The organism is Micromonospora lupini (genome assembly GCF_026342015.1).
In the GTDB taxonomy this organism is placed as follows: domain Bacteria; phylum Actinomycetota; class Actinomycetes; order Mycobacteriales; family Micromonosporaceae; genus Micromonospora; species Micromonospora lupini_B.
This window is the reverse complement of sequence record NZ_JAPENL010000001.1, coordinates 510,752-535,581: the sequence shown is the minus strand read 5'-3', so window position 1 is coordinate 535,581 and position 24,830 is coordinate 510,752. Positions and strand designations below refer to the sequence as shown.

Below are 24,830 nucleotides of genomic sequence, written 5' to 3'. Positions count from 1 at the left end.
ACCGCTGCCGTCGCTCAGGCCGCCCGCCGCTCGCGGGTCTGCTTGCAGGTCACGCACGTGGTGGCGGCCGGGAAGATCTCCAGCCGTTCCACCGGGATCGCCGCCGAGCAGCCCTCGCACCAGCCGTACGTGCCCTCGGCGAGGCGGCCCAGGGCGTGCTCGTACTGGGTGCGCCGGTCGAGGATGGTCCGCAGCAGGGACTGCGCGGTGTCCCGCTCGGCGGTCTTGGTGCCGCTGTCGGCCTGGTCGTCGCCGGCGGTGTCGCCGACCTCCACCAGACGCAGCACCTGACTCTGCAGCACGGCCTGCTCGTACTCGGCGGTCAGCTCGTCGTAGCGCGCCTGCAGGGAGTGCCGGATCTGGTCGATCTCCGTCTGGGATCGGCCCGTACCGACCGTGTCGTGGACGAGCATCGCTGCCTGCCTTCCTGGCCTGGTGGCTCAAGGTGAACCGGGTGCCGGCGGCGTGGGCCCCGGTCAACGGTCGCATCCGGTACGCGGGCGGTCACCCGCGCTCTGTGAGCCGGGCGAGTACCCGTCGGATGCGTCACGCAAACCGGCGATTTCTCAGCTGTCGCCGGCCTCCACGAGCGCGGGGTGACGGGGGTCGTCGGCGCGTACCACCACGTCGGCGAAGCTGGCGGGGACGACCTCCTGCGCGTAACGGTCGAAGGCCGGCAGGGTCCACTCGTCGGCCGGGTCGGTGCGGCGGCGCAGCGCCGCCGGGGAGAGCTGAAGGTGGACTGTCACGTCGAAGGGCAGCGCCCCACCGAGCAGGAGCGTGCCGCTGACCAGGACCACGCCGCCGGGTGGCAGGTCGACGTACCGGGCGCGGCTGGCCCGGTCGGCGGCGGCGTCCCACAGCGACGGCAGCACCCGCCCGTCACCGCCGGCGCCGGCCGGGTCGAGCACCTCACGGCGCAGGCCGGCCTCGTCGTTCCAGCCCTCGTAGTAGGCGTCCGGGTTGGTGCGGCCGAGTTCGAAGCGCAGCGACGCGGGGCGGAGGAAGTCGGCGGCGCGGACGTGCAGGACCGGGCGGCCGCGGGCGCGCAGCGGATCGACAAGCGCGGCGGCCAGCTCGTCCGGGCCGGCGGCGGGAGCGCCGTCGACCGCCACGCGCAGCCGGGCGGGCTCGACGGTGCGGGAGGCGTCGTCGAGCCGGCCGGTCAGTTCGGCGACGAGCAGGTCGGGCGAGATGGGACGGATGCGCACCGAACCATCCTGCCCCGCGCGGGCGGGCGGTCGTCGGACGGTCAGCCGGTGCGGTCGACCGTGACGCGGGCGTCGTCGGCCAGCCGGTAGCCGACGCCGTATACGGTGGTGACCAGGGGGACGTCCACGCCGACCTTGCCGCGCAGCCGGCGCACGTGCACGTCGACGGTGCGGACGCCTGCGTGCTCGTAGCCCCAGACCGCGTTGAGCAGTTGCAGCCGGGTGAACACCCGACGGGGGTGGGCGACCAGGTGCAGCAGGAGGTCGAACTCCAGCCGGGTCAGCGGCAGCGGCTCGTCGTCGCGCAGCACCGAGCGGGACGACGCGAGGATGTGCAGGGCGGGGATCGTCGGGGTGAGGGCCCGGGCGGGCGCCCGGTTGGCAGGCACCCCGTCGGCGCGACGCTCGGCCGGAACGGAGCTGGTGATCACGCCCTCGCCCCCCTCAAGCATCTCCCGGGCGGCTTCGAGCAGCCGTCGGGCCGGCGGGGTCAGCGACTCCTCACACGCCAGCGGGATGGACAGCGTCACGGTGAGCATGGGCGCGGCGGTGTTCGCCGGGCGGCGTTGACCGCCGGGGGGTCGACCGGGCACCGCGGGTTGGGACGTATGCCATCCGGCGCGCGACGAGGCGGGGCTGACCGACATGGTCCTCCTTGGGCTGGTCCGGGTATCTCCCCACGGCCCGGGACGCCGCTTCATCGATGCTTCCGGGCGCCCGGGCGAGGGTCAAGAGGCGGCTGCGTTGCATGAATGTGACAATTGACGAACACATCGGAGCCAGACGCTCGCTCTGCGTACGAAGCCAGATGATTACAGCAGAGCCGCCGGGATGGCCCGTTACGGGGGTCCCCGTCCTGTTCACCATGCCGTCGCGCATCGCCTGCGGACCGCCGCCGGAGCGCCGCTCAGCGGGTGTGGTCGACGCTGATCCGCGCCTCGTCGCCCAGCCGGTAACCCACCCCGTAGACGGTCGTGACCACCTCCGCCCCGGGCAGCTTGGCGCGCAGGCGTCGCACGTGCACGTCCACGGTGCGGGCCACGGCGTGTTCGTAGCCCCAGACGTTCGACAGCAGCTGGAGACGGGTGAAGACCCGGTGCGGGCGCTCGGCGAGGAAGAGCAGCAGGTCGTACTCGATGCGGGTCAGCGCGACCACCCGGTCGCCGCGGCGGACCACCCGGGTGCCGGCCAGGATGCGCACGTCGGCCCCGTCGGCGTCGACGGCGGGCGCCTCCGCGATGGCGGGGCGGGGCAGCGGAAGCGGCGTCGGCGGCACGTCGTCGGCGGGGCGCAGTCGACCCTCCCCGGACTCGGCCAGCTCGCCGAGCAGCTGCACGAGCCGAGCCAGCCGGGGGCTCATCGGCCCGGGGGCCAGGTCGAGGGTGATGGTCAGGGTCGGGCCGGTGCGGGGGCGGACGGCGGCCCGGCCCGGGTGACCCGGCGAGTAGGGACGGGTGGGGATCGCGACGACGGACATCGTGCCTCCTGAGATGGCGGTACGCCCGCCACGCCGGGTGCGGCGTGGGGGTCAGCGGCGCGCCCACCCGGCGGTGACCGGGGGCGCGAGGGGGGATGCGCGGTGCAGCGGGGTGGGGCCGAGCGCCGGCAGGCCGGCGATGCGCCAGGCGGCGAACCCGCCGTCGACGTCGGTGGCCCTCCGCAGGCCGATGTCCTGCAACGCGGCGGCGGCGAGCGACGAGGTGTAGCCCTCCTGGCAGATGATCACCACGGGCACGTCGTAGTCGACGGCCTCGGGCAGCCGGGCCGGGCAACGCGGGTCGAAGCGCCACTCCAGCACGTTGCGCTCGATCGTGAGCGAGCCGGGCACGACGCCGTGCGCGGCGCGCTGGGCGGCCGGCCGGATGTCGACGAGCAACGCGCCGGCCCGGACCGCGAGGTGCGCCCGCTCCGGGTCGAGCCGGTCGAGACGGGCGCGCGCGGCGGCCAGGATGTCGTCGATGCCCCGGGAGCCCGGCGGTGGCACGGGTGCCGGACAGTGCTCGGCGGTGACCTGCATTATCGATTCCTTCCGGTGACGAGAGGGCGGTGCGAACGAGAGGCTCACCAGGACCGCCCGGCCTCGGCGACCTCGGCGACCCGCAGGCGCCCGTCGAGGAGGTCGTAGCGGGTCATCCGGCGCAGCGCCGGGCGGTAGACGTGCACGCTGACCGCAGGCGCCGGGCCACGGTTGGTGACCTGGTGGACGTGGCGGGGGCCGAAGCTGCGGGCGGCGCCGGCGGGCAGCAGACGGGGGCGCAGCTCTCCCCGGCTGACCGTCTCCTCGGTGAGGGCGCCGGCGACCACCCGGAACGCGCCCGCCGAGCCGCCGTGGTCGTGCAGGTCGGTGCCCTGGCCGGGCAGCCAGCTCAGGGCCCACACCTCGTGGTCGTCGGCGGTGGCGAGCCGGGCGTACCACCGCTCGGTGGGATCGAAGCGCAGCGTGACAGGCCAGACGGCCGGGTCGGTCCACCGGGCGGCGACGGCGCGCAGGTCGGTGGCCGGGCGATCGTGGGTCATCGGTGGTTCCTCAGCGGGTCGTTCGGCGGGGTGCCCCCGTACTCTAGCCGGCAAACCCTATAGGTTTAGTAGGTAATTCCACATGCCGGGAGGCGATTCCGCGGCCCGCTCGGGCTCAGCGCAGGACCGGTGGATCCACCCGGTAGCCGGGCAGCGACGGCCACCGCACGGTCAGCACCACCGAGGCCCGCTCCGCGTACCAGGAGTGATCCACTCCCCGCGCCCACACCACGTAGTCACCGGGGGCGGCCAGCCGCACCGTCCGGTCCGGCAGCTCCACCCGGAAGCACCCGTCGACGAGCACCAGCAGGGTGGTCCGGCGCTCACCTGTCGCCCACCGCGAGCGGGCCTCCCCGGGCGGGTGCACGCCCCACTTCACCTCGACGTCGGTGCTGTGCCGGATCTCGTCCGGCGGCGCGAAGTGCCCGAGCAGCCAGCCGCCGTTGCCGACGCCGTCGACGCCCGCGTTGCCCACGTAGACCGTCTCACCCATCGGAGCCCTCCCCCTCCCCCACGCCGGCCGAGCAACCTATCAGGACCTCGGCGACTACCCTGGACCGGTGACCGATGACCTTGACGCCGAGACGCTGGCGTTCGCGCACCGGATGTTCGACCTGGCCCGCGCCGGCTCCACCGAGGAGCTGGTCGCCCAGGTCGACGCCGGCCTGCCGGTCAACCTGACCAACGACAGGGGCGACACGCTGCTGATCCTGGCCGCCTACCACGCCCACCCGGACACGGTGGCCGCCCTGCTGGCGCGCGGCGCGGACCACACCCGCGCCAACGACCGGGGGCAGACCGCGCTCGCCGCCGCGGTCTTCCGCAGCAGCGCCGACGCCGTCCGCGCGCTTCTCGCCGCCGGGGCCGACCCGGCGCACGGCACACCGTCGGCGGCCGAGACCGCGCAGTTCTTCGACCTGCCGGAGATGGCCGAGCTGCTGCGGGCCGGCTGACGCGACCCCCGACGGGCCGGTATACAGGGTCCGTGGAAGATCCCCTGCCCGAACAGATGCGTGCCGCCGGCACCGCGCTGCTGGCCGCGCTCGATCCCGCGACCCGCATCGGCGCCGTGTACCCGTTCGACGACGAGTCGGCCCGACGCTGGCTGGAGTACCGGCCCCGCCCCCGCCCCGGCGTCTGCCTCGCCGAGCTGGACGTCGCCGGACGCAAGGCCGCGCACCGGCTGCTGGCCACCGCGCTCAGCCCATCGGCGTACGCGCAGGCCATGGCGATCATCGCGCTGGAGGAGGTGCTGGACCGGGCCGAGGACTGGCACCGCGGACGGCACAGCGGCGACTACTGGATCGCCGTGTTCGGTGACCCGGCGCGCGACGACCGCTGGGCGTGGCGGCTCGAAGGACACCACCTGTCGGTGACCATGACCGTGGTCGACGACCGGGTCTCCCCCGCGCCGATCTTCTTCGGCGCCAACCCGGCTGCGGTGCGCTACGCCGGGCACGCCGTCTCCCGGCCACTCGGCGTCGAGGAGGACCTGGCCCGCGCCCTGCTCGACGCGCTCGGCCCGGCCGGCCGGGCCGCCGCGATCATCGCCGACGAGGCGCCGGCGGACATCGTCAGCGCCACCCGCGGGCGGGTCGACGGACCCCTCGAACCGCTCGGCGTGCCGGCCGACCGGCTCGGCCCGACCGGCCGCGCGCTGCTCCACCAGGTCGTCGCGCTCTACCTGGACCGGCTGCCTCCCGAGCTGGCGGTCGCCGAGGCGGCCCGCGTCGAGGGCGGCCAGCTCCACTTCGCCTGGGCCGGCCCGACGAGGCCCGGCCAGCGGCACTACTACCGGGTGCAGGGCGACGACCTGCTGATCGAGTACGACAACACGAGCGACGACGGCAACCACGCGCACACCGTGCTCCGCCGCCCCGCCAGCGACTTCGGCGCCGACATCCTGGCAACCCACCGCCAGGCCCACAGGCACTGACACCACCGCGACGGTCGGTGCGGCTCACGAGGTGGGGCGGGTGGCCTCGATGAGAAACCGTCGAGCGTGGGCGACGAAGGGACCCTCGGCGGCGATGTGGCGGTGCAGGGCGAGCAGTTCGCGACGGTAGCGGTCCACCGTGAAGCCGGGCACCGTCCACACCACCTTGCGCAGGAACCAGACAACAGCGCCGATGTCGTGAAAGACCGCGCGCAGCGTGGCCCTGCGCAGGTCGACCACCCGCAGCCCGGCGGCCTCGGCGGCGGCGACCGCGGCCTCGGGGTGCCGCCCGTCCGGCGGGGGCAGCGGGCCGAGGATCGCCTCGCTCAGCTCGCGCATGGTGCCCGGCCCGATCTGCTGGGACAGGTACGTGCCGCCGGGGCGCAGCACCCGGGCCGTCTGGGCCCAGTCGGTGCGCACCGGATGCCGGCTGACCACCAGGTCGAACGACCCGTCCCGAAACGGCAGCGCCGAGTCGGGGGCGACCGCCACGACAGTCGCGCCGATCCGGCGCAGGGTCCGCCGGGCGACCTCGACGTTCGGCGGCCACGCCTCGGTGGCCGTCAACACCTTCGGCGGGTACGGGATCTCGGCGAGCACCTCACCGCCGCCGGTGTCCACGTCCAGGGCGGCGTCGGCGCGCGCCATCCGTTCGGCGACAAGTCGGGCGTACCCCCAGGGTGGGCGTTCCTCGGTGGCCCGGCCGGCCAGCCAGTCGAAGCCCCAGCCGTCGACAGGCGCGGCGGCCGCCTCCCTGATCAACTCCTCGACGTTCCGTTCGGCGGTCATGGCGGTCAGCTTCGCCGGCTGGCCGGTCGGTGGGCAACCGATTTGCCGGTGCGTGCGCCGGGCCGTCAGGGGCGGGGGCGGGCGATCTCGACGGTGCCGCCGGCGAGGGCGTCCAGGCTGCCGGTCTCGGCCCGGCCGGGGTCGAACTGGCGCATGAGCCGCGCGCCCAGGTGCACACCCACGCCACCGGCGGTGAGCGCGACCAGTTCGGTGGCAAGGATCGCGACTGTCGCGCCGCGGTGCGGTGAGTGGGCGCGCACCAGGCAGGTGACCAGGAACAGGCCGGCCATGGCCGCGTTGACGAGGTTGAAGGCGATTGCGGTACGGCGGGTGCCGTCGACGGGCACGTCCCACAGGTCGACCATGCCGGCGACCGCCGTCATCGCGGCGGCGAACAGGGCGGCGACGCCGGTCCAGTAGCCGACCTCGCCGAGGAAGGTAGGCCCGCCGGCGAGGTCGGTGAGGTCGAAGACGGTGGCGCTGACGAAGAGCCCGAGCGGGAACGTCACAAGCATCGGTTGGATGGGATGCCCCTGCACGCGCAGCCGGCTCTGCATCGGTCCTCCCCAGGGTCGGCGCAGCTCACCAGTACCAGGGTGCTACCCGACCCCCCGTCGCACGAAACGACGCCGCCCGACTCGCCGCCGACCGGGAGAACGGGCACCCCGGCCGCGCCATCGAGGCCCGGCGGGGAGTGCTCCCGCGAGATCGACACCGTTTCGCCGAGGTGGCGGTGTGCGGGGAGCGGACCGCACTCGCGGCGGTCTGCCGTTGATCACCGCGCGCGCCACGGCGACGGGCCGGTCAGGACTCGCGGGGGCGGGAGACCGTTCGGACGAGGCGTTCGGCCACCTCGCGAAGCGGGATGTCCAGGGACGAGGCGGCGGTCCGCAGCACGTCGAGGGCCTCGGCTGGTGGGCACCCGCGCTGCGTCATGATCACGCCGATGGCCTGCCCGACGACACCGTCGTGCAGGAGCGAGGCGTCCCGCTCACCGACGAGCGCCTGCTGGCGGCGTCGGTCGCGGACGGCGGCCAACAGCAGGCCGGCGTGCTCGGCGAGCAGCATCGCCGTCAACTGGTGCTGCGGGGTGAGGACGTCGGGAGCGGCGGCGTACAGGTTGATCGCCCCGATGACGTGGTCGTCGATGTCCACCGGCGCGGAGATGACCCCACGCACGCCCAGGTCGCGGGCGTGGGGCGTCCAGGCCGGCCAGCGTGACTCGCCGGCCAGGTCCACCGCGAGGATCATCTCGCGACGTCGGATCGCGCTCATCGCCGGCGAGTCGGGGCCGTGGCGCAGGTCGTCGAGGCTTGCCAGCCGCTCGTCGGAGGCGGCCACGCCTGCCGGTTCGCCGGCCCGCAGGGCGGTGAAGCCACACCAGCGCACCCCGGCCACCGCGTCGCGGGTGACCCGGACCAGCGCCAGCAGCGCCTCGTCGAAGTCGGTCAACGCGATCAGGCCGGCGGTCAACTCCCGCAACAGCGCGGCGGTCTCCAGCACACCGAGTCGTTCGACCACCGGTTCCCGCGTGTCCACGTTCACCGTTCCACTGCCCTCGTACGCCCTCGCGCGCATCCCGCCGACATCGTCACCTGTGCCATGGTCTGCTCTCTTCTCCGCCGTGACCGACCCGCCCTACTACCCTCGCAAACCGGGATCGAAACGGCGTAAGGCGGGGCCTCTGCCACACCGCAGAGGTGTGACAGAGGCCCCGAAGGCCAGGTCAGCGCGACGCGCCGCTGAGCCGCCGCCCGATCGAGGCGATCAGCCGGTCGAGCTCGGAGCCGAACGGGTTGTCGTGCACCAGGTACGTCCAGGTGGCGGTCGGCCGGATCAGGGTGCCGTCCTCGGGCGTCCAGTCCTCGTCGAACTCGGTCTCGGTGAACGTGGCGATGGTGCGGGCCTCGATCTCCGGGACGAGGTTGTTGAACGCCGGCACCGCCGCCCGGTGGAACTCGTCCAGCGGGTCGAGCCGGCCCAGCGCGCGCAGGTGCACGCCCTCGCGGACCTCCGACAGCTCGGCGAGGTGCTCGGCCCAGAGCCGGTCCAGGTGGAAGAGCGCGATCGAGCGGGCCACCCGGGCGAGCAGGTCCTCGTCCATCTCGCCGGCCTTATCGGGCACCTTGTCCAGCAGCATCAGCGCGGCCACGTCGCTTGTCAGCAGCCGCTCCCGGCGGGCGGCGAGGGCGATGCGCTGCTGCTCGATCACCACGCTGTAGCGCCAGGTGTTGCGGTGGATCTCGTGGTTGACGCCCTCGGCGACGCGCTGGGCGTGCTCGACCGCGTAGTCGACCTGCTCGTCGGTGACGAGGCCGTCCGCGTTCATCCGCGGCGACGCCGGCACCGCGTCGGCGGCGTGCCTGACGACCAGGTCGTCCTCCAGGCTGACGAAGAAGACCGAGCCACCCGGGTCGCCCTGCCGGCCGGCGCGGCCGCGCAGCTGGTCGTCGACGCGGCGGCTGTCGTGCCGGCCGCTGCCGATCACGTAGAGGCCACCCAGCTCGGCAACCCGCTCCTGGTCGGTCTGGTCGCTGCCGCCGAGCCTGATGTCGACGCCCCGGCCGGCCATCTGGGTGGAGACGGTCACCGCGCCCTGCGCGCCGGCCTCGGCGATGATCGCCGCTTCCTCGTCGTCGTTCTTGGCGTTCAGCACGACGCAGGCCACGCCTGCCGCGTTGAGCCCGGCCGCCAGCCCCTCGGACTCCTTGACGTCCAGGGTGCCGACCAGCACCGGACGCCCCTTGGCGTGCCAGCGCTGAATCTCGTCGATAAGCGCCTCGTCCTTCTCGGCGCGGGTCGCGTAGATCCGGTCGGGCTCGTCCTCGCGGACACACGGGGTGTTCGGCGGGATCACCGCGACCTCCAGGCCGAAGAACTCCCGCAACTGGTCGCCGACAAGCACCGCGGTGGCGGTCATGCCGCACACCTTCGGGTAGAGCGCGATGAACGCCTGCACGGCGATCGTGCCCAGCACCTCGCCCTCGGCGGTGGCGTCCAGGCCCTCCTTGGCCTCGACCGCCGCCTGGAGCCCGTCGGGCCAGCGGCGGCGCTGGGCCACCCGGCCGCGCATCTCGTCGATCAGCTCGACCGAGCCGTCCCGGACGATGTAGTCCACGTCGCGGTGCAACAGGGCCTGGGCGTGCAGCGCCACGTGGACCGCGGAGAGCTGCTCGACGTGCTCCTCGTCGTACAGGTCGATGCCGAGCTTGGCCTCGACGGCGACCAGGCCGGCGGAGGTGAAGGCGACGCTGCGCCCGTCCTCGGCGACCGTGTAGTGCTTGCCCTTGCGCAGGCCGCGCACAAGCGCGGCGGCGGCGTGCACCGGGTCCTGCTCGCCCGGCACCGCGCCGGCCAGGACCATCGGCACCCGGGCCTCGTCGATCATGATCGAGTCGGCCTCGTCGATGATCGCGGTGGTCAGCGCGGGCTGCACCCGGTCGGCCACGTCGGTGACGAGCTGGTCGCGCAGGTAGTCGAAGCCCGCCTCGCTGACCGAGACGTAGGTGACGTCGCAGCCGTAGGCGTCGCGCCGCTCCTGCGGCGTGGACGCCTCGTTGACCCAACCGACGGTCAGGCCGAGCAGCGTGTAGATGGGCTCCATCCACTGGGCGTCGCGGCGGGCCAGGTAGTCGTTGACGGTGAGCACGTGCACCGGCCCGTTGCCGAGTCGGACGTGCCCGTACGCGGCGACGGCCGCGGTAAGCGTCTTGCCCTCACCGGTGGCCATCTCGGCGACCTTGCCGGACAGCAGCGCCATCGCTCCGAGCAGCTGCACGTCGTACGGTCGCTGGTCGAGGCCCCGACGGGCGGCCTCGCGGCCGACGGCGCAGATCTCCTCGTAGCCGGAGGCGGCGCCGGCGGCCTCGGTCAGCTCGGCGTCGTCGAGCGCGGCGAGGTCATCCTCGCGCGCCTCGATCGCCGGCAGCAGCTTCTCCAGCGGAGCAAGATCCACGGTTGATCCCGGGCGCTGGAGGAACCGCCGGAACTTGCTCTTGAACCGTTGCGACACACCCATGAGCGGCAACGGTACGCGATTCCGGCCGCCTTGCGCGGCCCGGCCGGTCGGGTATCCGCCGGCATGTCGATTCCGCCTCGTCGTCGGCTCAGGCGACAAGCAGTTGGTGGGTGGCCAGCTCCCGGTAGAGAGGGTCGGTGGCGGTCAGCTCGGAGTGGGTTCCCACCGCCACCACCCGGCCGCCGTCGAGCACCACGATCTGGTCGGCGTCCACCACGGTGGCGAGTCGATGCGCCACGATCAGCAGTGTCCGGCGGACGGCCACCGCGTCGATGGCCCGGCGTAGCGCGGCCTCGTTGCGGGCGTCGAGGTTGCTTGTCGGCTCGTCGAGCAGCAGCACCGGCGGGCCGGCCAGCAGCGCCCGCCCGATGGCCAGCCGCTGCCGCTCACCACCGGAGAGCAGCACCCCGCCCTCCCCCACCTGCACGTCCAGGCCCTGCGCGGTGCGCTCGACCAGGTGGCTCAGGTTCACCTCGGCGAGGACCTCCCGGAGCCGGTCGTCGGTGGCGTCCGGCGCGGTGATCAGCAGGTTCTCGCGCAGCGTGCCGGCCAGCACGGGAGCCTCCTGCTCGACGTACCCGAGCCGGGCGCGCAGCGCGTCGCGGGGCACCTCCCGCACGTCGGCCCCGTCGACGCGGACCGCGCCGGCGCTCACCTCGTAGAAGCGCTCGACCAGGGCCAGCAGCGTCGACTTGCCGGCGCCCGAGGGGCCGACCAGTGCGGTACGGGTGCCGGCCGGCACCGCGAAGCTGACGTCGTGCAGCACCGGCGCGCCGCCCGGATAGCCGAACCCGACCCGGTCGAACTCGATCATCGGGGCGGGCCGGCGTGGGGCCGTCGTGGCGGTCGGGGCCGCCGGCCGGTCCACCGCGCCCTCCGCCGGTACGGCCAGGATCTCCTCGATCCGCTGCAACGCGCCCAGACCGGACTGCAACTGGGTGTACGCGCGCAGCACCTGGCCCAGCGGCACGGCCAGGAGGAACAGGTACATGACGAAGGCGACCAGGTCGCCGACGGAGATCGCCCCGGCGGCGACCCGCGCCCCGCCGATCCCCAGCACCAGCAGGAACGCCCCCTGCACGGTGACCGAGCCGATCGGGCCGATCAGCGCCTGCACCCGGGCCACCCGCAGCCCCGCCGCGTACGCCTGCCGGGCGCTGCCGGTGACGGTCTCCGTCTCCCGGCTCTCGGCGCGGCTGGCCCGGATGGTCCGGGACGCCGAGATGGCCCGCTCCACCGCCGAGGTCATCTCGCCGATCCGCTCCTGGGCAAGGCGGGCCAGCGCCCGGACCCGGCGGGCGAAGGTGGCGGCGAAGCCGAGCCCCAGCGCCACCCCGAGCAGGGTGACGCCGAACAGCAGCGGGTCGAGCAGCACCATCGCGGTGCCGGCGCCGAGCACCATCACCGCCCCGGTGACCGTCTCGAACAGCCCGGAGGTGACGACCGCCCGCAGCAGGGTGGTGTCCGACCCCACCCGGGAGAGCAGGTCGCCGGTGCGCCGCTTGTCGTACTCGGCGATGGGCAGCCGCAGCAGGTGACCGGCCAGCCGCCGCCGGGTGCTCAGAACCAGCCCCTCGGCGGTGCGTTGCAGCAGGTAGTCGCGCAGCCCGCCGATCGCCGCCCCGAGCACCACGAGCGCCACCAGCACCGCCACCAGCGCGGACACCGGGTGCTGCGCGCCGATCCGGTCGAGCACCGATCGGGTGAGCAGCGGCTGGGCCAGCGACGTCGCCGAGCCGAGCAGCGACAGCGCGCCCACCGCGACGAGGGTGCCGCGGTGCTCCCGCAGGTACGGCAGCAGAGCGGCCAGACCGACCGGCCGGCTCGCGGAGGCGTCGCCGACCGGCCCGTCCTTCGGGGTGCTCATGCCGGGAACGGTAACCCGCCGTGTCACCCGGCGAGCGCGCTCCGGCAGGTCACACTGCCAGGACCACCTGCAACTCCTGGCGGCGGCGCTCGGCCAGGTCGGTGAGCAGGGTGGGCGCCTCGTCGAACGGCACCACCGCCGAGACGAGGTGCTTGCGGATCACATCTCCGTACGCCCCCAGCAGGTCGATGGTCTCGGCGGAGAGCCGTTCCCGGTCCCAGGTGGGCGCGAGCCCGCGCGGCACCCGCCCGATCTGCGCGCAGCGCAGCGCCAGCCCGTTGTGGTGGAACTCCTCACCGAGACGGACCGCGTCCGCGCCGCCCTGGTAGAACGCCAGGTCGATCACGGTGGCCTGCGGACGCAGCGTCCGCAGGGCGAGTTGCAACGCCCACGCCTGCCCCCGGCACTGGAACACCACATCGGCGCCCCGGTCGCCGGCGGTGTGGGCCCACCGGGTCTTGAGCACCACGGCCGGGTCGTCCGCGTCCGGGTCGAGGGTTTCCAGGCCGAGCGCCTCGGCGACCTCGCGGCGGCGCGGGGTGGGGTCGAGGACCACCACCGAGGCGGCCCCGTGTCGCCGGGCCAGCAGGGCGGTCAGCAGACCCACCACGCCGGCGCCGACCACGGCGACCCGCCGGCCGCGTACGCCGTCGCCGAGCGAGCGGACGTCCGCGCCGTGCAGGTCGGCGGCAGCGTGCAGCAGGCCGTTGGCGCAGATCGGGCCCATGTGCGCGACGTAGACGCCGAGCAGCGGATCCAGGTTGTCGGGCAGCGGCACGAACCGCTCGGCGACCGGGTCGGCCAGCCAGCCGGTGCGGTGCCCGTAGGTCATCGCGCCGACGGCGCCGACCGGGACCGCCTGCGTGGCGCTCTCCACCACCCGGCCGACCTGCATGTAACCCAGTCGGGTCACCGGGTACGGGGTGCTGGCCTCCCCGGGCTGGAAGAGCCCCAGGTCGGCGTTCCAGGTGACATTCAGGTAGGGATTCGTGCCCTTGACGTAACTCAGTTCGGTGCCGGCCGAGACGCCGCTGTAGAGGGTCTCGACGCGGAAGGTGCCGGGGCGCAGCGCCGCGGCCTCCTGCTCGACCAGCTCCACCCGGCCGGGGGCGGCGACCGTGACCACCCGATCACGCATCGACGCTCACCCCGCTGACCAGCGCGACCGGCTCGGCCGGCGTGGCGAGCCGCACCGTCTGGCCGGTGCGGGCCGAGTCGGCCACCGCGAGGGCCAGTCGCTGGGTCAGCAGCGCCTCGGCGTACGGAACGCGGACGTCGTCGCCGACGCCGCGTACCGCGTCGACGAAGGCGCGGTCCACTGCCACCCGGGCGGCCTCCGGATCGGCGGGGACGTGTCGCTCGCCGTCGGCGTCGCGGATCAGCAGACCGTCCTCGGTCAGCGCCAGGGCCAGCCCGTCGGCGAGGATCTCCAGCCCGGCCCGGTGCTTCCAGCCCAGCACGCAGGCCGCGCTGAGCGTGCCGACCGCTCCGTCGGCGAAGCGCAGCGTGGCGGTGGTCACCGAGTCGATGTCGGCGCCGTCGACAGGCGGGGGCGTGCCGTTGCCGTACGCGGTGACCTCGGTCACCTCGCCGGCCAGCACCCGGATCAGGTCCAGCACGTGGGCGGCCTGCTCGACCACGGGGCCTCCGGAGCGGTCGCGGCGCGACCACCAGGCGACCGGCGGCACCTTGTCCAGCCAGGCGCCGCTGACCATCCGCACCGGACGGTCGGCGAGCAGCTCGCGGGCCTGGTCGAGCACGCTCAGGTAGCGCCAGTGGTGCCCGACAGCGGTGCGCAGCCCGCGCCTGGCGACGAGGTCGGCGACGCGCTCGGCGGTGACCAGGTCGACGGCGACGGGCTTCTCCACGAACATCGGCACCCCGGCGTCGATCACCGTCTCCTCGGCGGGGCCGTGGGCGAAGGGCGGCACGCAGACGTACACCGCGTCCGGGGCGGCGGCCAGCAGCTCGGCGACGTCACGGAAGGCTTGCCCGCCGTGCTGGGCGGCGAGCGCGGACGCCGCCTCCGGCACCACGTCGGTCACACCGACCAGTTCGACGTCGTCGAACCCGGACAGCACCCGCGCATGACGTTGTGCCACCCCGCCGGCGCCCACGAGACCCACCCGGCATCCAACCATTCGACAACCTCTTTCGAGAACGTTTCGACTTCGGTGGGAGCAGTCCCCTGGGGTGTGCGCAATCAAACGTTCATCACCTGGGAACGCGGCGATGTCACCATCGTGATCAAGCTGTTGCGCTGGGAACGGTTAGCGCGAGGTGGCGAGTGGGAACTAGAGACCCCGCTTGTTCCACGCACGAAACGGAGGGGTGCCCGTGCGGGATACGACCGTGTCACCGGTGGTGGAGGCGTGGGCCACGTACCGGACCACCTCGGCGGCGGACTGGCCGGCACGCCGGCTGCTGCGCGCCAAGGGAGACAACCGGGTGAGCGTGGTGCTGCCGGCACGCAACGAGGAGGCGACTGTCGGCGCGATCGTGTCGACCATCCGGGAACACCTGATGGATCGGGTCGCTCTCGTCGACGAACTGATCGTGGTGGATTCACGGTCGACCGACCGCACCGCCCAGGTGGCCCGCGCCGCCGGCGCGGAGGTGGTCAGCCAGGACGCGATGACCCGGGGCCTGCCCCGACTCACCGGAAAGGGCGACGCGCTCTGGGCCGGGCTCGCCGCCGCGGAGGGCGACGTGGTGGCGTTCATCGACGCCGACCTGCGGGAGTTCCGCCCGCACTTCGTCACCGGTCTGCTCGGGCCGCTGCTCACCGACCCGTCGGTGGACTTCGTGAAGGGCTTCTATCACCGGCCCCTGGTGGGCACCGCCAGCGTGGAGCAGGACGGCGGTGGCCGGGTGACCGAGTTGATGGCCCGACCGCTGCTCAACCTCTTCTGGCCCGAGCTGGCCGGCTTCGTGCAGCCGCTCGCCGGTGAGTACGCCGGCCGCCGCGACGTGCTGTCCCAGGTGCCGTTCGTCTCCGGGTACGGCGTGGAGACGGCGATGATGATCGACCTGCTGGACCTGGTCGGCCTGGACGCGTTGGCGCAGGTCGACCTGGGCGAGCGCAAGCACCGCCACCAGGACACGGCGGCGCTCGGCCGGATGTCCGCGCAGATCATGCTGACCGCCTGGTCCCGGCTGCAACGACGCGGCTGGGCCAGCCCCGGCATGATGCCGGAGACGCTGCTCACGCAGTTCCGCCGGGGCGGGTCGGACACGCTGCCGCACCTGGACCGGGAGATCGTGGTCAGCGACGTGTCCATCGAGGAGCGCCCGCCGCTGGCCGAGCTGCGCCACCGGGTCCCCCGCCGACGGGTGGCCGCCGCGTGAGCGCCGAGGCACGGCCGCGGACCGCCACGGCGCGGGAGGGCAGCCGATGAGCCTCACCGTGCTGATGAACGCCGGCCCGTGGCTGTCGGTGCCCCCGCCCGGCTACGGCGGCATCGAGAACGTGATCGCCACCCTGGTGCCGGAGCTGCGGCGACTCGGCGTGCGGGTGGTGCTCGCCTCGGTGGAGAGCAGCAGCCTGCCGGTGGACGAGAAGGTGTCGGTGTTCGCCGACGGGCAGTTCGCGGCGCTGCAACGGCCGTACAACCAGGTCTGCGGGATCGCCCAGGCGCACCTGGCCGGGGTGGTCCGCGAGCTGCACTCCCGCGACGACATCGACCTGGTCCACGACCACGTGGAGGCCGTCGGGCTGGCCACCCTCACCGCGATGGGGCCGTCCGGGCCGCCGACCCTGCACACCCTGCACTGGGACCTGGCCAAGCACCCCGCGCTGTACGGCAGCCTGGACGGCGGCGACCGGGTCCGGGTCAACGGCGTCTCGGCGTCGCAGCTGGCCCGGGCGCCGCTGGCGTTGCGCGAGCACTCAGTGGGTCACGTGCACCTGTCCACTCCCCTGGCCGTGGACGCCGACCGCAGGCCCCGCCCGGAGAAGGGCGAGCACCTGCTCATCCTCGGGCGGATCAACCCGGGCAAGGGGCAGGACGTGGGCGCGCGGCTCGCGCAGCGGATCGGGGTGCCACTGGTGCTGGCCGGGCCGGTGGGCCCGTACCATCGCCCGGCCGACCTGGCCGCTGCCGGCGACGAGGCCCGGCAGAACCCGGACGTGCGGTTCTTCCTCGACGAGGTGGCGCCGCACGTCGACGGTGACCTGGTGCGCTGGATCGGCACCGTGGCCGGCCAGAAGCGTGACGACCTGCTGGCAGGCGCCCGCGCGTCGCTGTTCCCGCTGCGCTGGGAGGAGCCGGGCGGCACGGCGGTGGTCGAGTCGCTGGCCCTGGGCACGCCTGTGGTGGCCACGTCCCGGGGCTGCCTGCCGGAGTTGATCGAGCACGGCCGCACCGGCCTGTTGACCGCCGACGAGGCCGAGCTGGACGACCTCGTGCTCGCCGCCGACCTGCTCGACCCGGACGAGTGCCGGCGGGTGGCCGCGCAGCGGTTCACGCCCGCGGTGATGGCCCAGCGCTACGTCGAGCTGTACCAGCGGGTCCGCGAGCTGGCCACCACGCCCCGCCTGCAACCGGTCTGAGCGCCCACCCGTTGCCGCCGGCGCGTTTGCCGTCGGCGGCAACGGGTAGGCGCACCGCTCACGCCCGTCGCGCAGCGAGGAGCCGGTGATGGTCGGACCGATGGCGCACTCCCGGGCCCGGGCCAACCCGGCCGACGGCAAGCCGCCGGTACGCCGAGCGGCGAGCGCCGCGTCCGTGCTGTTCCTGCTGGTCGGTGTGCTCGGCTTCGTCCCGGGGATCACCAGCGGTACGGACAGTCTGCGCTTCGCCGGGCACGGCTCGGGCGCGTTCCTGTTCGGCGTCTTCCAGGTCTCGGTGCTGCACAACCTCGTACACCTGCTGTTCGGGGTGGTCGGCCTGGCGCTGGCGCGGACGGTGAGCGGCGCGCGGACCTTCCTCATCGGCGGCGGCGCCGTCTACCTGGTGCTCTGGCTGTACGGGCTGGCGGTCGACCACGACACCGGGGCGAACGTCCTGCCGGTGAACGTCGCCGACGGCTGGCTGCACCTCGGCCTCGGGCTGGGCCTGATCGCGCTGGGTCTGCTGACCGGGCGGGCACGCCGCTGACCTGCGCCTCGAGGCGTGACCTGCGTCCCCCGGCGGACCGGTCCGGTTTGGTGTCGCGGGGCCCCGGGTAGTGGGCAGATCCCGACCGACCAGCGAATCGAGGGCACGCCGATGGCCAGCCGGATCACCTGCGAGGTGCGCGAGGCCGCACCGGTGGCGGTCGTCCAGCTCACCGGCGCCCTCGACCTGGGCACGATGCGCTCGGTGCACCAGGCGCTTGACGGGGCCCTGGCCGCCCAGCCGGAGGCGCTTGTGGTCGACCTCGCGCGGGTGACCGTGCGCGACCGGCTGGCGCTGTCGGTGTTCGCGGCGACGGCCCGGCGGGCCGAGGAGTGGCCTGCCGTGCCTGTGGTGCTGTGCGCGCCGCCGCCGGCCGCGGCGCGCTGGCTGGCCGAGTCGACGACCTGCCGGGTGGTGCCTGTGTCGCAGGACTGCGCGGAGGCGACCCGGGTGGCAGGCGCGGCCGGGGCGCTGCGGATGCGGGCCCGGCTGGAGCCGGTGGCCGGGGCCTGCAGGCGGGCCCGGGAGCTTGTCGGCGACGCGTGCGCCAGGTGGAACCTGCCCGACGCGGCCGGCCCGGCCGCGCTGGTGCTCAGCGAACTGGTCGGCAACGTGGTCCGGCACGCCGGAACCCCCATGCAGGTGACTGTGACGCTGCGCAGGCCGTACCTGCACCTGGCGGTGGTGGACGGCAGCCGGGAGGCCGCCCAGCCCGCCGGACTGGATCTGCGGGCCGAGGGCGGCCGGGGGCTGCTGCTGGTCCGCGAGCTGGCGCAGCGGTGGGGCAGCGTGCCCGCGGGGCAGGGCAAGGCCGTCTGGGCGATGCTGCCGGCGACCTGAGCGCGCGGGGCGGCTTCGACCGGTACCGGCGATCTGACCGAAATTACCGCTTCAGCCTGGTTACATGGTGCGAGGGTCGGGTAGGCACGCCCGTCCTTTCTGCCGTAACGACGGGGTGAGCAGCCATGCCCAAGCGGGTAACCACGGAACCCGGTCGCGATCGGGGCCCGGCGATCCTGGCACCGGCCCGCTTCGGGGGCTTCCCCGGAGCCCTGCGGGCACCGGTCCCCGGCAACTCCCTGATCAAGTTCCTCGCCACGACCGACCACAAGCAGATCGGCCTGCTGTACCTGCTGACGTCCTTCGGGTTCTTCCTGGTGGCCGGCCTGCAGGCGATGGTGATGCGCGCCGAGCTGGCCCGACCGGGCCTGCAGTTCCTCTCCTCCGAGCAGTACAACCAGCTCTTCACCTCGCACGGCGCGGTGATGCTGCTGCTGTTCGCCACGCCCGCGGCCTTCGGGTTCGCCAACTTCATCGTGCCGATCCAGATCGGCGCGCCGGACGTGTCGTTCCCCCGGCTCAACGCGCTTGCCTACTGGCTGTACCTGTTCGGCGGCCTCATGGTGGTCGGCGGGTTCCTCGCGCCAGGCGGCTCGGCGGACTTCGGCTGGACCGCGTACAACCCGTTGAGCAGTGTCGAGAACAGCCCCGGCGTGGGCGCGAACATGTGGGTCGTCGGCCTGGTCCTCTCCGGACTGGGCACCATCCTCGGCGCGGTCAACCTGATCACCACGATCCTCACCCTGCGCGCGCCAGGCATGACCATGTTCCGGATGCCGATCTTCACCTGGAACATGCTGTTCACAAGCGTGCTGGTGATCCTGGTGTTCCCGCTGCTGGCCGCCGCGCTGCTGGCCCTCTCGGCCGACCGCCTGCTCAACGCGCACGTCTACGACGCCGCCACCGGCGGACCGATGCTCTGGCAACACCTGTTCTGGTTCTTCGGCCATCCCGAGGTCTACATCATCGCGTTGCCGTTCTTCGGCATCATCACCGAGATCATCCCGGTGTTCTCCCGCAAGCCACTGTTCGGCTACACCGGAATCGTGCTGGCCACCATCGCGATCACCGTGCTGTCCATGACGGTCTGGGCGCACCACATGTTCGCCACCGGCCAGGTGCTGCTGCCGTTCTTCAGCATCCTGAGCTACCTGATCGCGGTGCCCACCGGAGTGAAGTTCTTCAACTGGATCGGCACCATGTGGAAGGGGCAGCTCACCTTCGAGACGCCGATGCTGTTCGCCATCGGCTTCCTGGTCACCTTCCTGCTCGGCGGCCTCACCGGCGTGCTGCTGGCCAGCCCTCCGGTCGACTGGCACACCCACGACAGCTACTTCGTGGTGGCGCACTTCCACTACGTCGTGTTCGGCACCGTGGTCTTCGCGCTCTTCGGCGGCTACTACTTCTGGTGGCCGAAGATGACCGGCCGACTGCTCGACGAGCGGCTCGGCAAGGCGCACTTCTGGACGATGTTCATCGGCTTCCACGGCACCTTCCTCGTGCACCACTGGCTGGGCGCCGAGGGCATGCCCCGCCGGTACGCCGACTATCTGCCCTCCGACGGCTTCACCACGCTGAACACCATCTCCAGCATCTTCGCCTTCATCCTCGGCCTGTCCACGCTCTTCTTCATCTACAACGCGTGGAAGTCCTGGCGGTACGGGGCGATCGTCACGGTCGACGACCCGTGGGGCTTCGGCAACTCCCTCGAATGGGCTACCACCTGCCCGCCGCCGCTGCGCAACTTCGACAAGATGCCCCGCATCCGCTCGGAGCGCCCGGCGTTCGACCTGAAGTACGGCCCCCTCGTCGCCGACCTGGGCCGGGATCTGCCGCAGCGCACCACGAAGCCGCCGCAGCACTTCGGCGACGAGATACACATGGAGCACCACGCGCCGGAGTCACCGGCCGCCGAAGGCGCGCACGGCGCCCGGGACGCGGTCGCGTACCAGCCGGCGCCGGAGTCCGGCGCCCGTCCGGTCGACGTGCCGGAGCCCGAGGGCGTCCGCCGGCCCAGCTTCGAGCAGAGCGACGCGCCGAAGGACGCCGAGGACGCGCCGAAGCCGCACGAACGCTGGCGGCACCCGCACAGCGACGGCGAGACCGAAGAGCACTGACCTGCGGTACGCGCGCAAGGGCCGGCACCCCGCGGGGTGTCGGCCCTTCGTTCGTCCGTGTGCGGTCAGTCCCGCGCCGGCGCCAGGCCGGCGGCGGTGAGCGAGCGGCGCACCGCGGGCTGCACCCGGGTCAGCCGCAAGGGCACGCCGGTACGCTCCGCCGCGTCCCGCCCCGCCATCAGCGCGGCGATTCCGCCGGCGTCGAAGCCGCCCGCGCCGACCAGGTCGACGACGACCTCGCTCGGCTGGCAGTTGACGGCCTCCAGCATCGCGCGGCGCAGTTGGTCCGCGCCGTCCCGGTCCACCTCGCCGCCGACCTCGACGACGACCCCGTCGCCGTTCTGCCGCACCGAGATGCGGGTCTTGCCCGGGTCCGGTTCGGCGGCCCCGTTCTGCCACGGCGGCGGCGCGTCGGCGAGCATTGCCTGCCGCAGCCAGGTCAGCGCCCGCGACAGCAGCCGGGACACGTGCATCTGCGAGATGCCGAACCGGGCGGCGATCTCCGCCTGGGTCTGGTTGCCGTAGAAGCGCATGGCGAGGATGCGGCGTTCGCGCCAGGGCAGCCGGTGCAGCAGGCCGCTCACCGTCACCCGGTCGTCGACCGATTCGAGTGCGTTGTCCGACTCGCCGACCAGGTCACCGAACTCGGCGGAGCTCTCCCCGCCGACCGGCGCGTTCAGGGACGCCGGGCTGTAGCCGGCCGCCGACTCAAGCGCCGCGAGGATCTCCTCCTGCGGCGTCTCCAGGCGGGCCGACAGCTCGGCCACCGACGGCGCCCGGGACAGCTCGCTCGTCAGCGCGGCGGTGGCCTGCCCCACTTCGAGGATCAGGTCGCGCAGCCGCCGGGGCACGTGCACGCCCCAGGTACGGTCCCGGAAGTGCCGTTTGATCTCGCCGACGATGGTGATCGCCGCGTACGCGGTGAACGAGCCCCGTTCCGGGTCGTACCTGTCGACGGCGTTGACCAGCCCGAGGCGGGCCACCTGCTCCAGGTCCTCCAGCGGCTCCCCACGGCCCCGGTAGCGGCGGGCCAGTCGCCCGGCGAACGGCAGCGCGAAGCGCACCAGGTCGTCCCGGGCCTCCCCCCGCCGCTCCGGCGGCAGCCCCGCGATCCGGGCCGCGTACGCCAGAGCCGCCGCGTCCAGGTCCTCCAGACCGCGCTCGGTGGGTGGTGGTGTGGTCGTGGTCGTGCTCGTCTGTCCGAACATCCGCGCCTCCCTCAGGAAGGTCCCCCGCCCGGATCGGGAAACCGGTCGTGCGCGTGGTCGGGCCACGCACCGGGCCGGAAAGTGGGTCAGTGACTGGGATGCCAGCGGGCGACAACGCCTCTACGCGGCGCAATCAAGCCGTCGCAGCCAGCGATGTTCCCGCTCCGTAGGTACTCAATCACGGGACCCCGGGTTCGCGAGGAAGTTTCGGCGTGCTCCCCTCAGGAGACGAGCAACCCCTGGTGGCCGCCACTGTCGCGGAGCACCGACAGGGCCTCAGCGGCCCCCAGCGGGGGCGGAGCGGGCAGGTCGTACGGCTGGGCGCGCAGGACCTCGGTGGCCCGGCGGGTCGGCACGGACGTCACCGGATAGCCCCGGGCGGAGGTCCGGTCCAGCGCCCGCCGCCGCCTGCCGAAGCCCGCGACGGCCAACCACTGCGGCAGCCCGGCCAGGGCGGGTGAGCGCATCCCGGGCGGCTCGGGCAGGACGTCCACCGAGCTGAACGCCTCGCTGCCGGCCAGCCACCACTCGGCCTCGTCGACGCTTCGCCGGGTGGCGTTCTCACACCAGTACGGCACCAGCCCCGCCCGTATCACCTGCCACGGATCGAGCAGCCGGCCGCACTCCACCACCAACCGGTCACCCGTCTTGCCCGCGGTCCGCAGCCACCTCCGGTACAGGTCGGCGACCCCGGCGCTCAGCGCCGCCGGCCGGGGCGCCAGCACCCGGTGCAGCGGGTGCCCCTGGCGACTCGCGAAGTCCCGCGCCGCCAGCTCGAAACCGGACTCCATGCCGTGCTCGGCGTCGCCCGACGGCGCCGACACCTCCGGCGGCGCCCACTGGGCGACGTTCCCGCCCACGGCGCGCAGGACCTGCCGCAGGGCGTGGCTGTCGGGGTGGAAGTCCACCGGGTCCAGCCCGCTGGCCGGGCAGCCGACCTGGAAGCTGTGCCCGGGACCGCGCTCCGACACCGGCCACGTGCGCCCGTCGCGCACCAGCAGCACCGGCGCGCCCGCGCTCAGCCGCTCGGTCAGGAACTGCGCGTACGCGGCCGGCAGCACCCGCCAGCGGGCGGCCAGCGACACGGTGACACCGGTCAGCGGTCCCCGGCTGGCCGGGCAGTGCACCTGACGCAGGTGCACGTCGGGGTTGCCGGCGAGCAGCCGATCGGCGAGCGCGCCGCCGTGCTCCAGCGCCGCCCCCGGGCGGTCCACCGCGCCGTCGCTCCAGTGCGCGGTCATCTCGAAGCCGGCGGGCAGCCACGGCACGCCGAGGGCCACCGCGAGGTGGGCCGCCGCGCCGTGCGGAGAGCCGATGAGCACACCGGGGTAGCTGCGGCGCGGGTACTGGTCGACGAACCAGCGGGCGACCCGGGCCGCGTCCACCTCGCCGACCTGGTCGACGGTGAGGGCGACCCGCCCGGCGGCCCGGCTCACCGCGGCGCGGCGTACCGGCTCGGGGGCGCCCGGAAACCGTGAGGCGGGCCCGGTGTGCCCGAGGTCGGCGCAGTCCTCGCCGCGCAGCGCCCGGGCGGTGGCGGCGACCAGCACCCGGGCGGCGCTGCCCTGAGCCACGACCCGGTCGCCGGCCAGGCCGGCGCCGTCGGCCGTCAGCCCCTTGTGCACCTTGTGCACCGGGCCCACCTTGCCTCGTTCGCTCACCACGCGGCCCGGCTTCCCGTCCCGATGGGGTTCAAACGGGGCATCACCCACCCGGCGGCAACAATCCACAGGTCAGCGGCGTTCGGCGACGATCGGCTCCGGGCGGCGGGAGCGGGCCGGCGGGGACGATCGGACCGCAGGGACCCACGACGTCCGCACGGGGTTTCGTCGCGGCCGGGGCGGGCACTTCCGGGGCCATGCGCACCGAGGACACCGGCGAGTACGCCGCCACGATCACCCCGTACGAGGACGGTCCGCTGCTGGTCCGGGGTGACTTCGCCCTGGTCACGCCGGACGGTGAGCGGATCGACGCGCGCCGGGGCACTGTCGCCCTGTGCCGGTGCGGCAAGTCGGCGCTCAAGCCGTTCTGCGACGGCACCCACAAGGCGGTCAACTTCCGCGCGGGAACGAGTCGCCAGGCGTGACGCGACGGGCGAGCCCGCCGAGGCCGTCAGACGACGACAGGCCGGGCAGCCGGCGAAGTCACAGCGGTGGACGCTCCCACGGCGAGCGAGACGGTCGGCGGCACGGTTGGCGGCAGTGGCGACCGCAGTGAGGTGCGGCCGGCCGCCCAACTGCCCAGCAGGTGTGCCGCGAACAGCCGGTCCACGGCGAGCGCCGCCGCCGCGCCGAAGAGCACGTCGGGGGCGAGCGCCGGCTCGGCACGGACCAGGCCGCCGCACAGGTCGTGCGCGGCGATCTGCTCGTGCACCGCGTCGGCCTCCACGTGCTCGTCGTAGAAGCGGGTGGCCACCTCGTCGAGGCCGAGCCGACGCAGGCCGTTGCCGTAGCGGCGGTTCGGCAGGGACGAGGTCATCTCGAAGGCCGCCAGGTGCCCGAGCAGCGCGCCGCGCAGCCGTCGGTGCAGCCCGAACAGCGACATCAGGTTGTTTGTCGCCAGCGTCACCGCGGGCACCGCGTCCAGGTGGGCGCCGTAGCCGGTGTCCATACCCAACCGGTCGAGGGTGCGCCGGAACAGCTCGGCGTGCATCCGGTCCAGCCGGCCGTTGCCGTACTCGTCGGTCTGGATCTCGACGAGGGCGGCCTTGGCGGGACCGCCGAGGCGGGGCAGCGCCCAACTGTGCGGGTCCGCCTCGCGCAGGTGGTAGACGGAGCGGTGGGCGACGAACTCGCGGAACTGGGTGAGGTCGGCGTGCCGCTGGAGCGTGGCGGCCAGCGACGGCCCGTCGTCGGCAGCGACCAGCTCTCCCAACCCGGCCGCGACACCGCCGGCCGGCACCGCCGGAGCGCCGGCAAGCCGGCGCAGCGCCGCCTCGAACGGCCGCTCGGCGCGGGCCCGCAGCGCCAGCAGCGTGGGCTGCCACTCCCAACCCTCGTCCACCCCGGCCCAGCCCCGGTAGTGCAGCTCGTAGCAGAGGAACAGGGTCAGTTGCAGGTCCTCGTCGCCGAACGGGTCGGCAGGGTCGAGGTCGACGCCCAGGCCGGGCGGCAGGTCGTGCGGCGGCCGGCGCAGCGCGTCGGTCACCGCGGCGGACAGCGGACCGCGCGGCTGCGGCAGGGGCGCGGGACCGTAAAGGCGGTCGGCGGGCTCCGGCATGTGACCTCC

At 73.7% G+C, this 24,830-nt stretch carries 25 protein-coding genes; 8 read left to right on the top strand and 17 right to left on the bottom strand.

What is annotated here, in order from left to right; all coding sequences use genetic code 11:
- Positions 1-14: 14 nt before the first annotated feature.
- From OOJ91_RS02425 to OOJ91_RS02395, 7 genes are all read right to left on the bottom strand, one after another.
- The gene (locus OOJ91_RS02425) at positions 15-413 is read right to left on the bottom strand and encodes a TraR/DksA family transcriptional regulator (protein ID WP_007459738.1); all 399 of its coding nucleotides are present in this window, start codon (positions 411-413) and stop codon (positions 15-17) included.
- Positions 414-566: 153 nt separating this feature from the next.
- Positions 567-1,211: a uridine kinase gene (locus OOJ91_RS02420; RefSeq protein WP_266241893.1), complete on the bottom strand. Its 645-nt coding sequence runs from the start codon at positions 1,209-1,211 to the stop codon at positions 567-569.
- A 41-nt stretch (positions 1,212-1,252) separates the two neighbouring features.
- Complete coding sequence (locus tag OOJ91_RS02415; protein ID WP_266241892.1) at positions 1,253-1,858, bottom strand: winged helix-turn-helix domain-containing protein; 606 nt, start codon at positions 1,856-1,858, stop codon at positions 1,253-1,255.
- Between the two features lie 260 nt (positions 1,859-2,118).
- The gene (locus OOJ91_RS02410) at positions 2,119-2,688 is read right to left on the bottom strand and encodes a winged helix-turn-helix domain-containing protein (protein ID WP_266241891.1); all 570 of its coding nucleotides are present in this window, start codon (positions 2,686-2,688) and stop codon (positions 2,119-2,121) included.
- Between the two features lie 51 nt (positions 2,689-2,739).
- Complete coding sequence (locus tag OOJ91_RS02405; protein WP_266241890.1) at positions 2,740-3,228, bottom strand: rhodanese-like domain-containing protein; 489 nt, start codon at positions 3,226-3,228, stop codon at positions 2,740-2,742.
- A 44-nt stretch (positions 3,229-3,272) separates the two neighbouring features.
- Positions 3,273-3,728 carry a cysteine dioxygenase gene (locus OOJ91_RS02400; protein ID WP_266241888.1) on the bottom strand — a complete coding sequence of 152 codons (456 nt, stop codon included), beginning with the start codon at positions 3,726-3,728 and terminating at the stop codon, positions 3,273-3,275.
- A gap of 115 nt (positions 3,729-3,843) precedes the next feature.
- A complete protein-coding gene (locus OOJ91_RS02395; protein ID WP_266241886.1) occupies positions 3,844-4,221 on the bottom strand; it encodes a signal peptidase I in 378 nt (125 codons plus the stop codon).
- Between the two features lie 67 nt (positions 4,222-4,288).
- On the opposite strand from OOJ91_RS02395, the gene OOJ91_RS02390 reads away from it, so the two are divergent.
- Together OOJ91_RS02390 and OOJ91_RS02385 are read left to right on the top strand one after the other, a co-directional pair.
- The gene (locus OOJ91_RS02390; RefSeq protein WP_266241884.1) at positions 4,289-4,681 is read left to right on the top strand and encodes an ankyrin repeat domain-containing protein; all 393 of its coding nucleotides are present in this window, start codon (positions 4,289-4,291) and stop codon (positions 4,679-4,681) included.
- A 32-nt stretch (positions 4,682-4,713) separates the two neighbouring features.
- Positions 4,714-5,664 (top strand): DUF3500 domain-containing protein, encoded by a 951-nt coding sequence (locus tag OOJ91_RS02385; RefSeq protein ID WP_266241882.1) that lies wholly within the window; start codon positions 4,714-4,716, stop codon positions 5,662-5,664.
- A 24-nt stretch (positions 5,665-5,688) separates the two neighbouring features.
- On the opposite strand, the gene OOJ91_RS02380 is transcribed toward OOJ91_RS02385, so the two are convergent.
- The 7 genes from OOJ91_RS02380 to OOJ91_RS02350 form a co-directional block, all read right to left on the bottom strand.
- Entirely contained in the window at positions 5,689-6,453 is a 765-nt protein-coding gene (locus OOJ91_RS02380; protein ID WP_266241881.1) for a class I SAM-dependent methyltransferase, read from the bottom strand.
- A 65-nt stretch (positions 6,454-6,518) separates the two neighbouring features.
- Complete coding sequence (locus OOJ91_RS02375; protein ID WP_266241878.1) at positions 6,519-7,010, bottom strand: DUF2231 domain-containing protein; 492 nt, start codon at positions 7,008-7,010, stop codon at positions 6,519-6,521.
- Positions 7,011-7,257: 247 nt separating this feature from the next.
- Complete coding sequence (locus OOJ91_RS02370) at positions 7,258-7,998, bottom strand: GAF and ANTAR domain-containing protein (RefSeq protein ID WP_266245236.1); 741 nt, start codon at positions 7,996-7,998, stop codon at positions 7,258-7,260.
- Between the two features lie 181 nt (positions 7,999-8,179).
- Positions 8,180-10,471, bottom strand: coding sequence for an accessory Sec system translocase SecA2 (gene secA2 / locus OOJ91_RS02365; protein ID WP_266241875.1), 2,292 nt, complete (start codon positions 10,469-10,471; stop codon positions 8,180-8,182).
- Between the two features lie 88 nt (positions 10,472-10,559).
- On the bottom strand, positions 10,560-12,338 hold the full coding sequence (locus tag OOJ91_RS02360) for an ABC transporter ATP-binding protein (protein ID WP_266241872.1): 1,779 nt from the start codon (positions 12,336-12,338) through the stop codon (positions 10,560-10,562).
- Between the two features lie 49 nt (positions 12,339-12,387).
- Positions 12,388-13,476, bottom strand: a complete 1,089-nt coding sequence (locus tag OOJ91_RS02355; protein ID WP_266241869.1) for a zinc-dependent alcohol dehydrogenase — start codon at positions 13,474-13,476, stop codon at positions 12,388-12,390.
- Positions 13,469-14,479: a Gfo/Idh/MocA family protein gene (locus OOJ91_RS02350; RefSeq protein WP_266241866.1), complete on the bottom strand. Its 1,011-nt coding sequence runs from the start codon at positions 14,477-14,479 to the stop codon at positions 13,469-13,471. Before OOJ91_RS02350 ends, OOJ91_RS02355 begins: the two co-directional genes overlap by 8 nt.
- A gap of 223 nt (positions 14,480-14,702) precedes the next feature.
- Between OOJ91_RS02350 and OOJ91_RS02345 the strand changes: the two genes are divergently transcribed.
- The 5 genes from OOJ91_RS02345 (at position 14,703) to ctaD (ending at position 20,394) form a co-directional block, all read left to right on the top strand.
- Positions 14,703-15,686, top strand: a complete 984-nt coding sequence (locus tag OOJ91_RS02345; protein WP_266245235.1) for a glucosyl-3-phosphoglycerate synthase — start codon at positions 14,703-14,705, stop codon at positions 15,684-15,686.
- A gap of 46 nt (positions 15,687-15,732) precedes the next feature.
- Positions 15,733-16,890, top strand: a complete 1,158-nt coding sequence (locus tag OOJ91_RS02340; RefSeq protein WP_266241864.1) for a glycosyltransferase — start codon at positions 15,733-15,735, stop codon at positions 16,888-16,890.
- A gap of 88 nt (positions 16,891-16,978) precedes the next feature.
- Entirely contained in the window at positions 16,979-17,437 is a 459-nt protein-coding gene (locus OOJ91_RS02335; protein ID WP_439117007.1) for a DUF4383 domain-containing protein, read from the top strand.
- A 111-nt stretch (positions 17,438-17,548) separates the two neighbouring features.
- Positions 17,549-18,277, top strand: coding sequence for an ATP-binding protein (locus OOJ91_RS02330; RefSeq protein ID WP_266241862.1), 729 nt, complete (start codon positions 17,549-17,551; stop codon positions 18,275-18,277).
- A 125-nt stretch (positions 18,278-18,402) separates the two neighbouring features.
- Positions 18,403-20,394: an aa3-type cytochrome oxidase subunit I gene (gene ctaD, locus OOJ91_RS02325; RefSeq protein ID WP_266241860.1), complete on the top strand. Its 1,992-nt coding sequence runs from the start codon at positions 18,403-18,405 to the stop codon at positions 20,392-20,394.
- Positions 20,395-20,459: 65 nt separating this feature from the next.
- On the opposite strand, the gene OOJ91_RS02320 is transcribed toward ctaD, so the two are convergent.
- Together OOJ91_RS02320 and OOJ91_RS02315 are read right to left on the bottom strand one after the other, a co-directional pair.
- The gene (locus OOJ91_RS02320) at positions 20,460-21,602 is read right to left on the bottom strand and encodes a SigB/SigF/SigG family RNA polymerase sigma factor (RefSeq protein WP_266241858.1); all 1,143 of its coding nucleotides are present in this window, start codon (positions 21,600-21,602) and stop codon (positions 20,460-20,462) included.
- A gap of 221 nt (positions 21,603-21,823) precedes the next feature.
- Positions 21,824-23,236, bottom strand: coding sequence for a hypothetical protein (locus OOJ91_RS02315; RefSeq protein ID WP_439117006.1), 1,413 nt, complete (start codon positions 23,234-23,236; stop codon positions 21,824-21,826).
- 224 nt (positions 23,237-23,460) lie between these two features.
- On the opposite strand from OOJ91_RS02315, the gene OOJ91_RS02310 reads away from it, so the two are divergent.
- Complete coding sequence (locus OOJ91_RS02310; RefSeq protein WP_266241856.1) at positions 23,461-23,688, top strand: CDGSH iron-sulfur domain-containing protein; 228 nt, start codon at positions 23,461-23,463, stop codon at positions 23,686-23,688.
- 26 nt (positions 23,689-23,714) lie between these two features.
- Here the strand turns inward: OOJ91_RS02310 and OOJ91_RS02305 are convergent, their stop codons facing one another.
- Positions 23,715-24,821, bottom strand: coding sequence for an iron-containing redox enzyme family protein (locus OOJ91_RS02305; protein ID WP_266241854.1), 1,107 nt, complete (start codon positions 24,819-24,821; stop codon positions 23,715-23,717).
- Positions 24,822-24,830 lie beyond the last annotated feature (9 nt).

What these genes read in the sequence shown, in the direction of transcription:
- OOJ91_RS02425 (WP_007459738.1), bottom strand. Translation starts at nt 413, where the DNA reads ATGCTCGTCCACGACACGGTCGGTACGGGCCGATCCCAGACGGAGATC.
- OOJ91_RS02415 (WP_266241892.1), bottom strand. Translation starts at nt 1,858, where the DNA reads ATGTCGGTCAGCCCCGCCTCGTCGCGCGCCGGATGGCATACGTCCCAA.
- OOJ91_RS02410 (WP_266241891.1), bottom strand. Translation starts at nt 2,688, where the DNA reads ATGTCCGTCGTCGCGATCCCCACCCGTCCCTACTCGCCGGGTCACCCG.
- OOJ91_RS02405 (WP_266241890.1), bottom strand. Translation starts at nt 3,228, where the DNA reads ATGCAGGTCACCGCCGAGCACTGTCCGGCACCCGTGCCACCGCCGGGC.
- OOJ91_RS02400 (WP_266241888.1), bottom strand. Translation starts at nt 3,728, where the DNA reads ATGACCCACGATCGCCCGGCCACCGACCTGCGCGCCGTCGCCGCCCGG.
- OOJ91_RS02395 (WP_266241886.1), bottom strand. Translation starts at nt 4,221, where the DNA reads ATGGGTGAGACGGTCTACGTGGGCAACGCGGGCGTCGACGGCGTCGGC.
- OOJ91_RS02380 (WP_266241881.1), bottom strand. Translation starts at nt 6,453, where the DNA reads ATGACCGCCGAACGGAACGTCGAGGAGTTGATCAGGGAGGCGGCCGCC.
- OOJ91_RS02375 (WP_266241878.1), bottom strand. Translation starts at nt 7,010, where the DNA reads ATGCAGAGCCGGCTGCGCGTGCAGGGGCATCCCATCCAACCGATGCTT.
- secA2 (WP_266241875.1), bottom strand. Translation starts at nt 10,471, where the DNA reads ATGGGTGTGTCGCAACGGTTCAAGAGCAAGTTCCGGCGGTTCCTCCAG.
- OOJ91_RS02360 (WP_266241872.1), bottom strand. Translation starts at nt 12,338, where the DNA reads ATGAGCACCCCGAAGGACGGGCCGGTCGGCGACGCCTCCGCGAGCCGG.
- OOJ91_RS02355 (WP_266241869.1), bottom strand. Translation starts at nt 13,476, where the DNA reads ATGCGTGATCGGGTGGTCACGGTCGCCGCCCCCGGCCGGGTGGAGCTG.
- OOJ91_RS02350 (WP_266241866.1), bottom strand. Translation starts at nt 14,479, where the DNA reads ATGGTTGGATGCCGGGTGGGTCTCGTGGGCGCCGGCGGGGTGGCACAA.
- OOJ91_RS02340 (WP_266241864.1), top strand. Translation starts at nt 15,733, where the DNA reads ATGAGCCTCACCGTGCTGATGAACGCCGGCCCGTGGCTGTCGGTGCCC.
- OOJ91_RS02335 (WP_439117007.1), top strand. Translation starts at nt 16,979, where the DNA reads ATGGTCGGACCGATGGCGCACTCCCGGGCCCGGGCCAACCCGGCCGAC.
- OOJ91_RS02330 (WP_266241862.1), top strand. Translation starts at nt 17,549, where the DNA reads ATGGCCAGCCGGATCACCTGCGAGGTGCGCGAGGCCGCACCGGTGGCG.
- ctaD (WP_266241860.1), top strand. Translation starts at nt 18,403, where the DNA reads ATGCCCAAGCGGGTAACCACGGAACCCGGTCGCGATCGGGGCCCGGCG.
- OOJ91_RS02320 (WP_266241858.1), bottom strand. Translation starts at nt 21,602, where the DNA reads ATGTTCGGACAGACGAGCACGACCACGACCACACCACCACCCACCGAG.
- OOJ91_RS02310 (WP_266241856.1), top strand. Translation starts at nt 23,461, where the DNA reads ATGCGCACCGAGGACACCGGCGAGTACGCCGCCACGATCACCCCGTAC.
- OOJ91_RS02305 (WP_266241854.1), bottom strand. Translation starts at nt 24,821, where the DNA reads ATGCCGGAGCCCGCCGACCGCCTTTACGGTCCCGCGCCCCTGCCGCAG.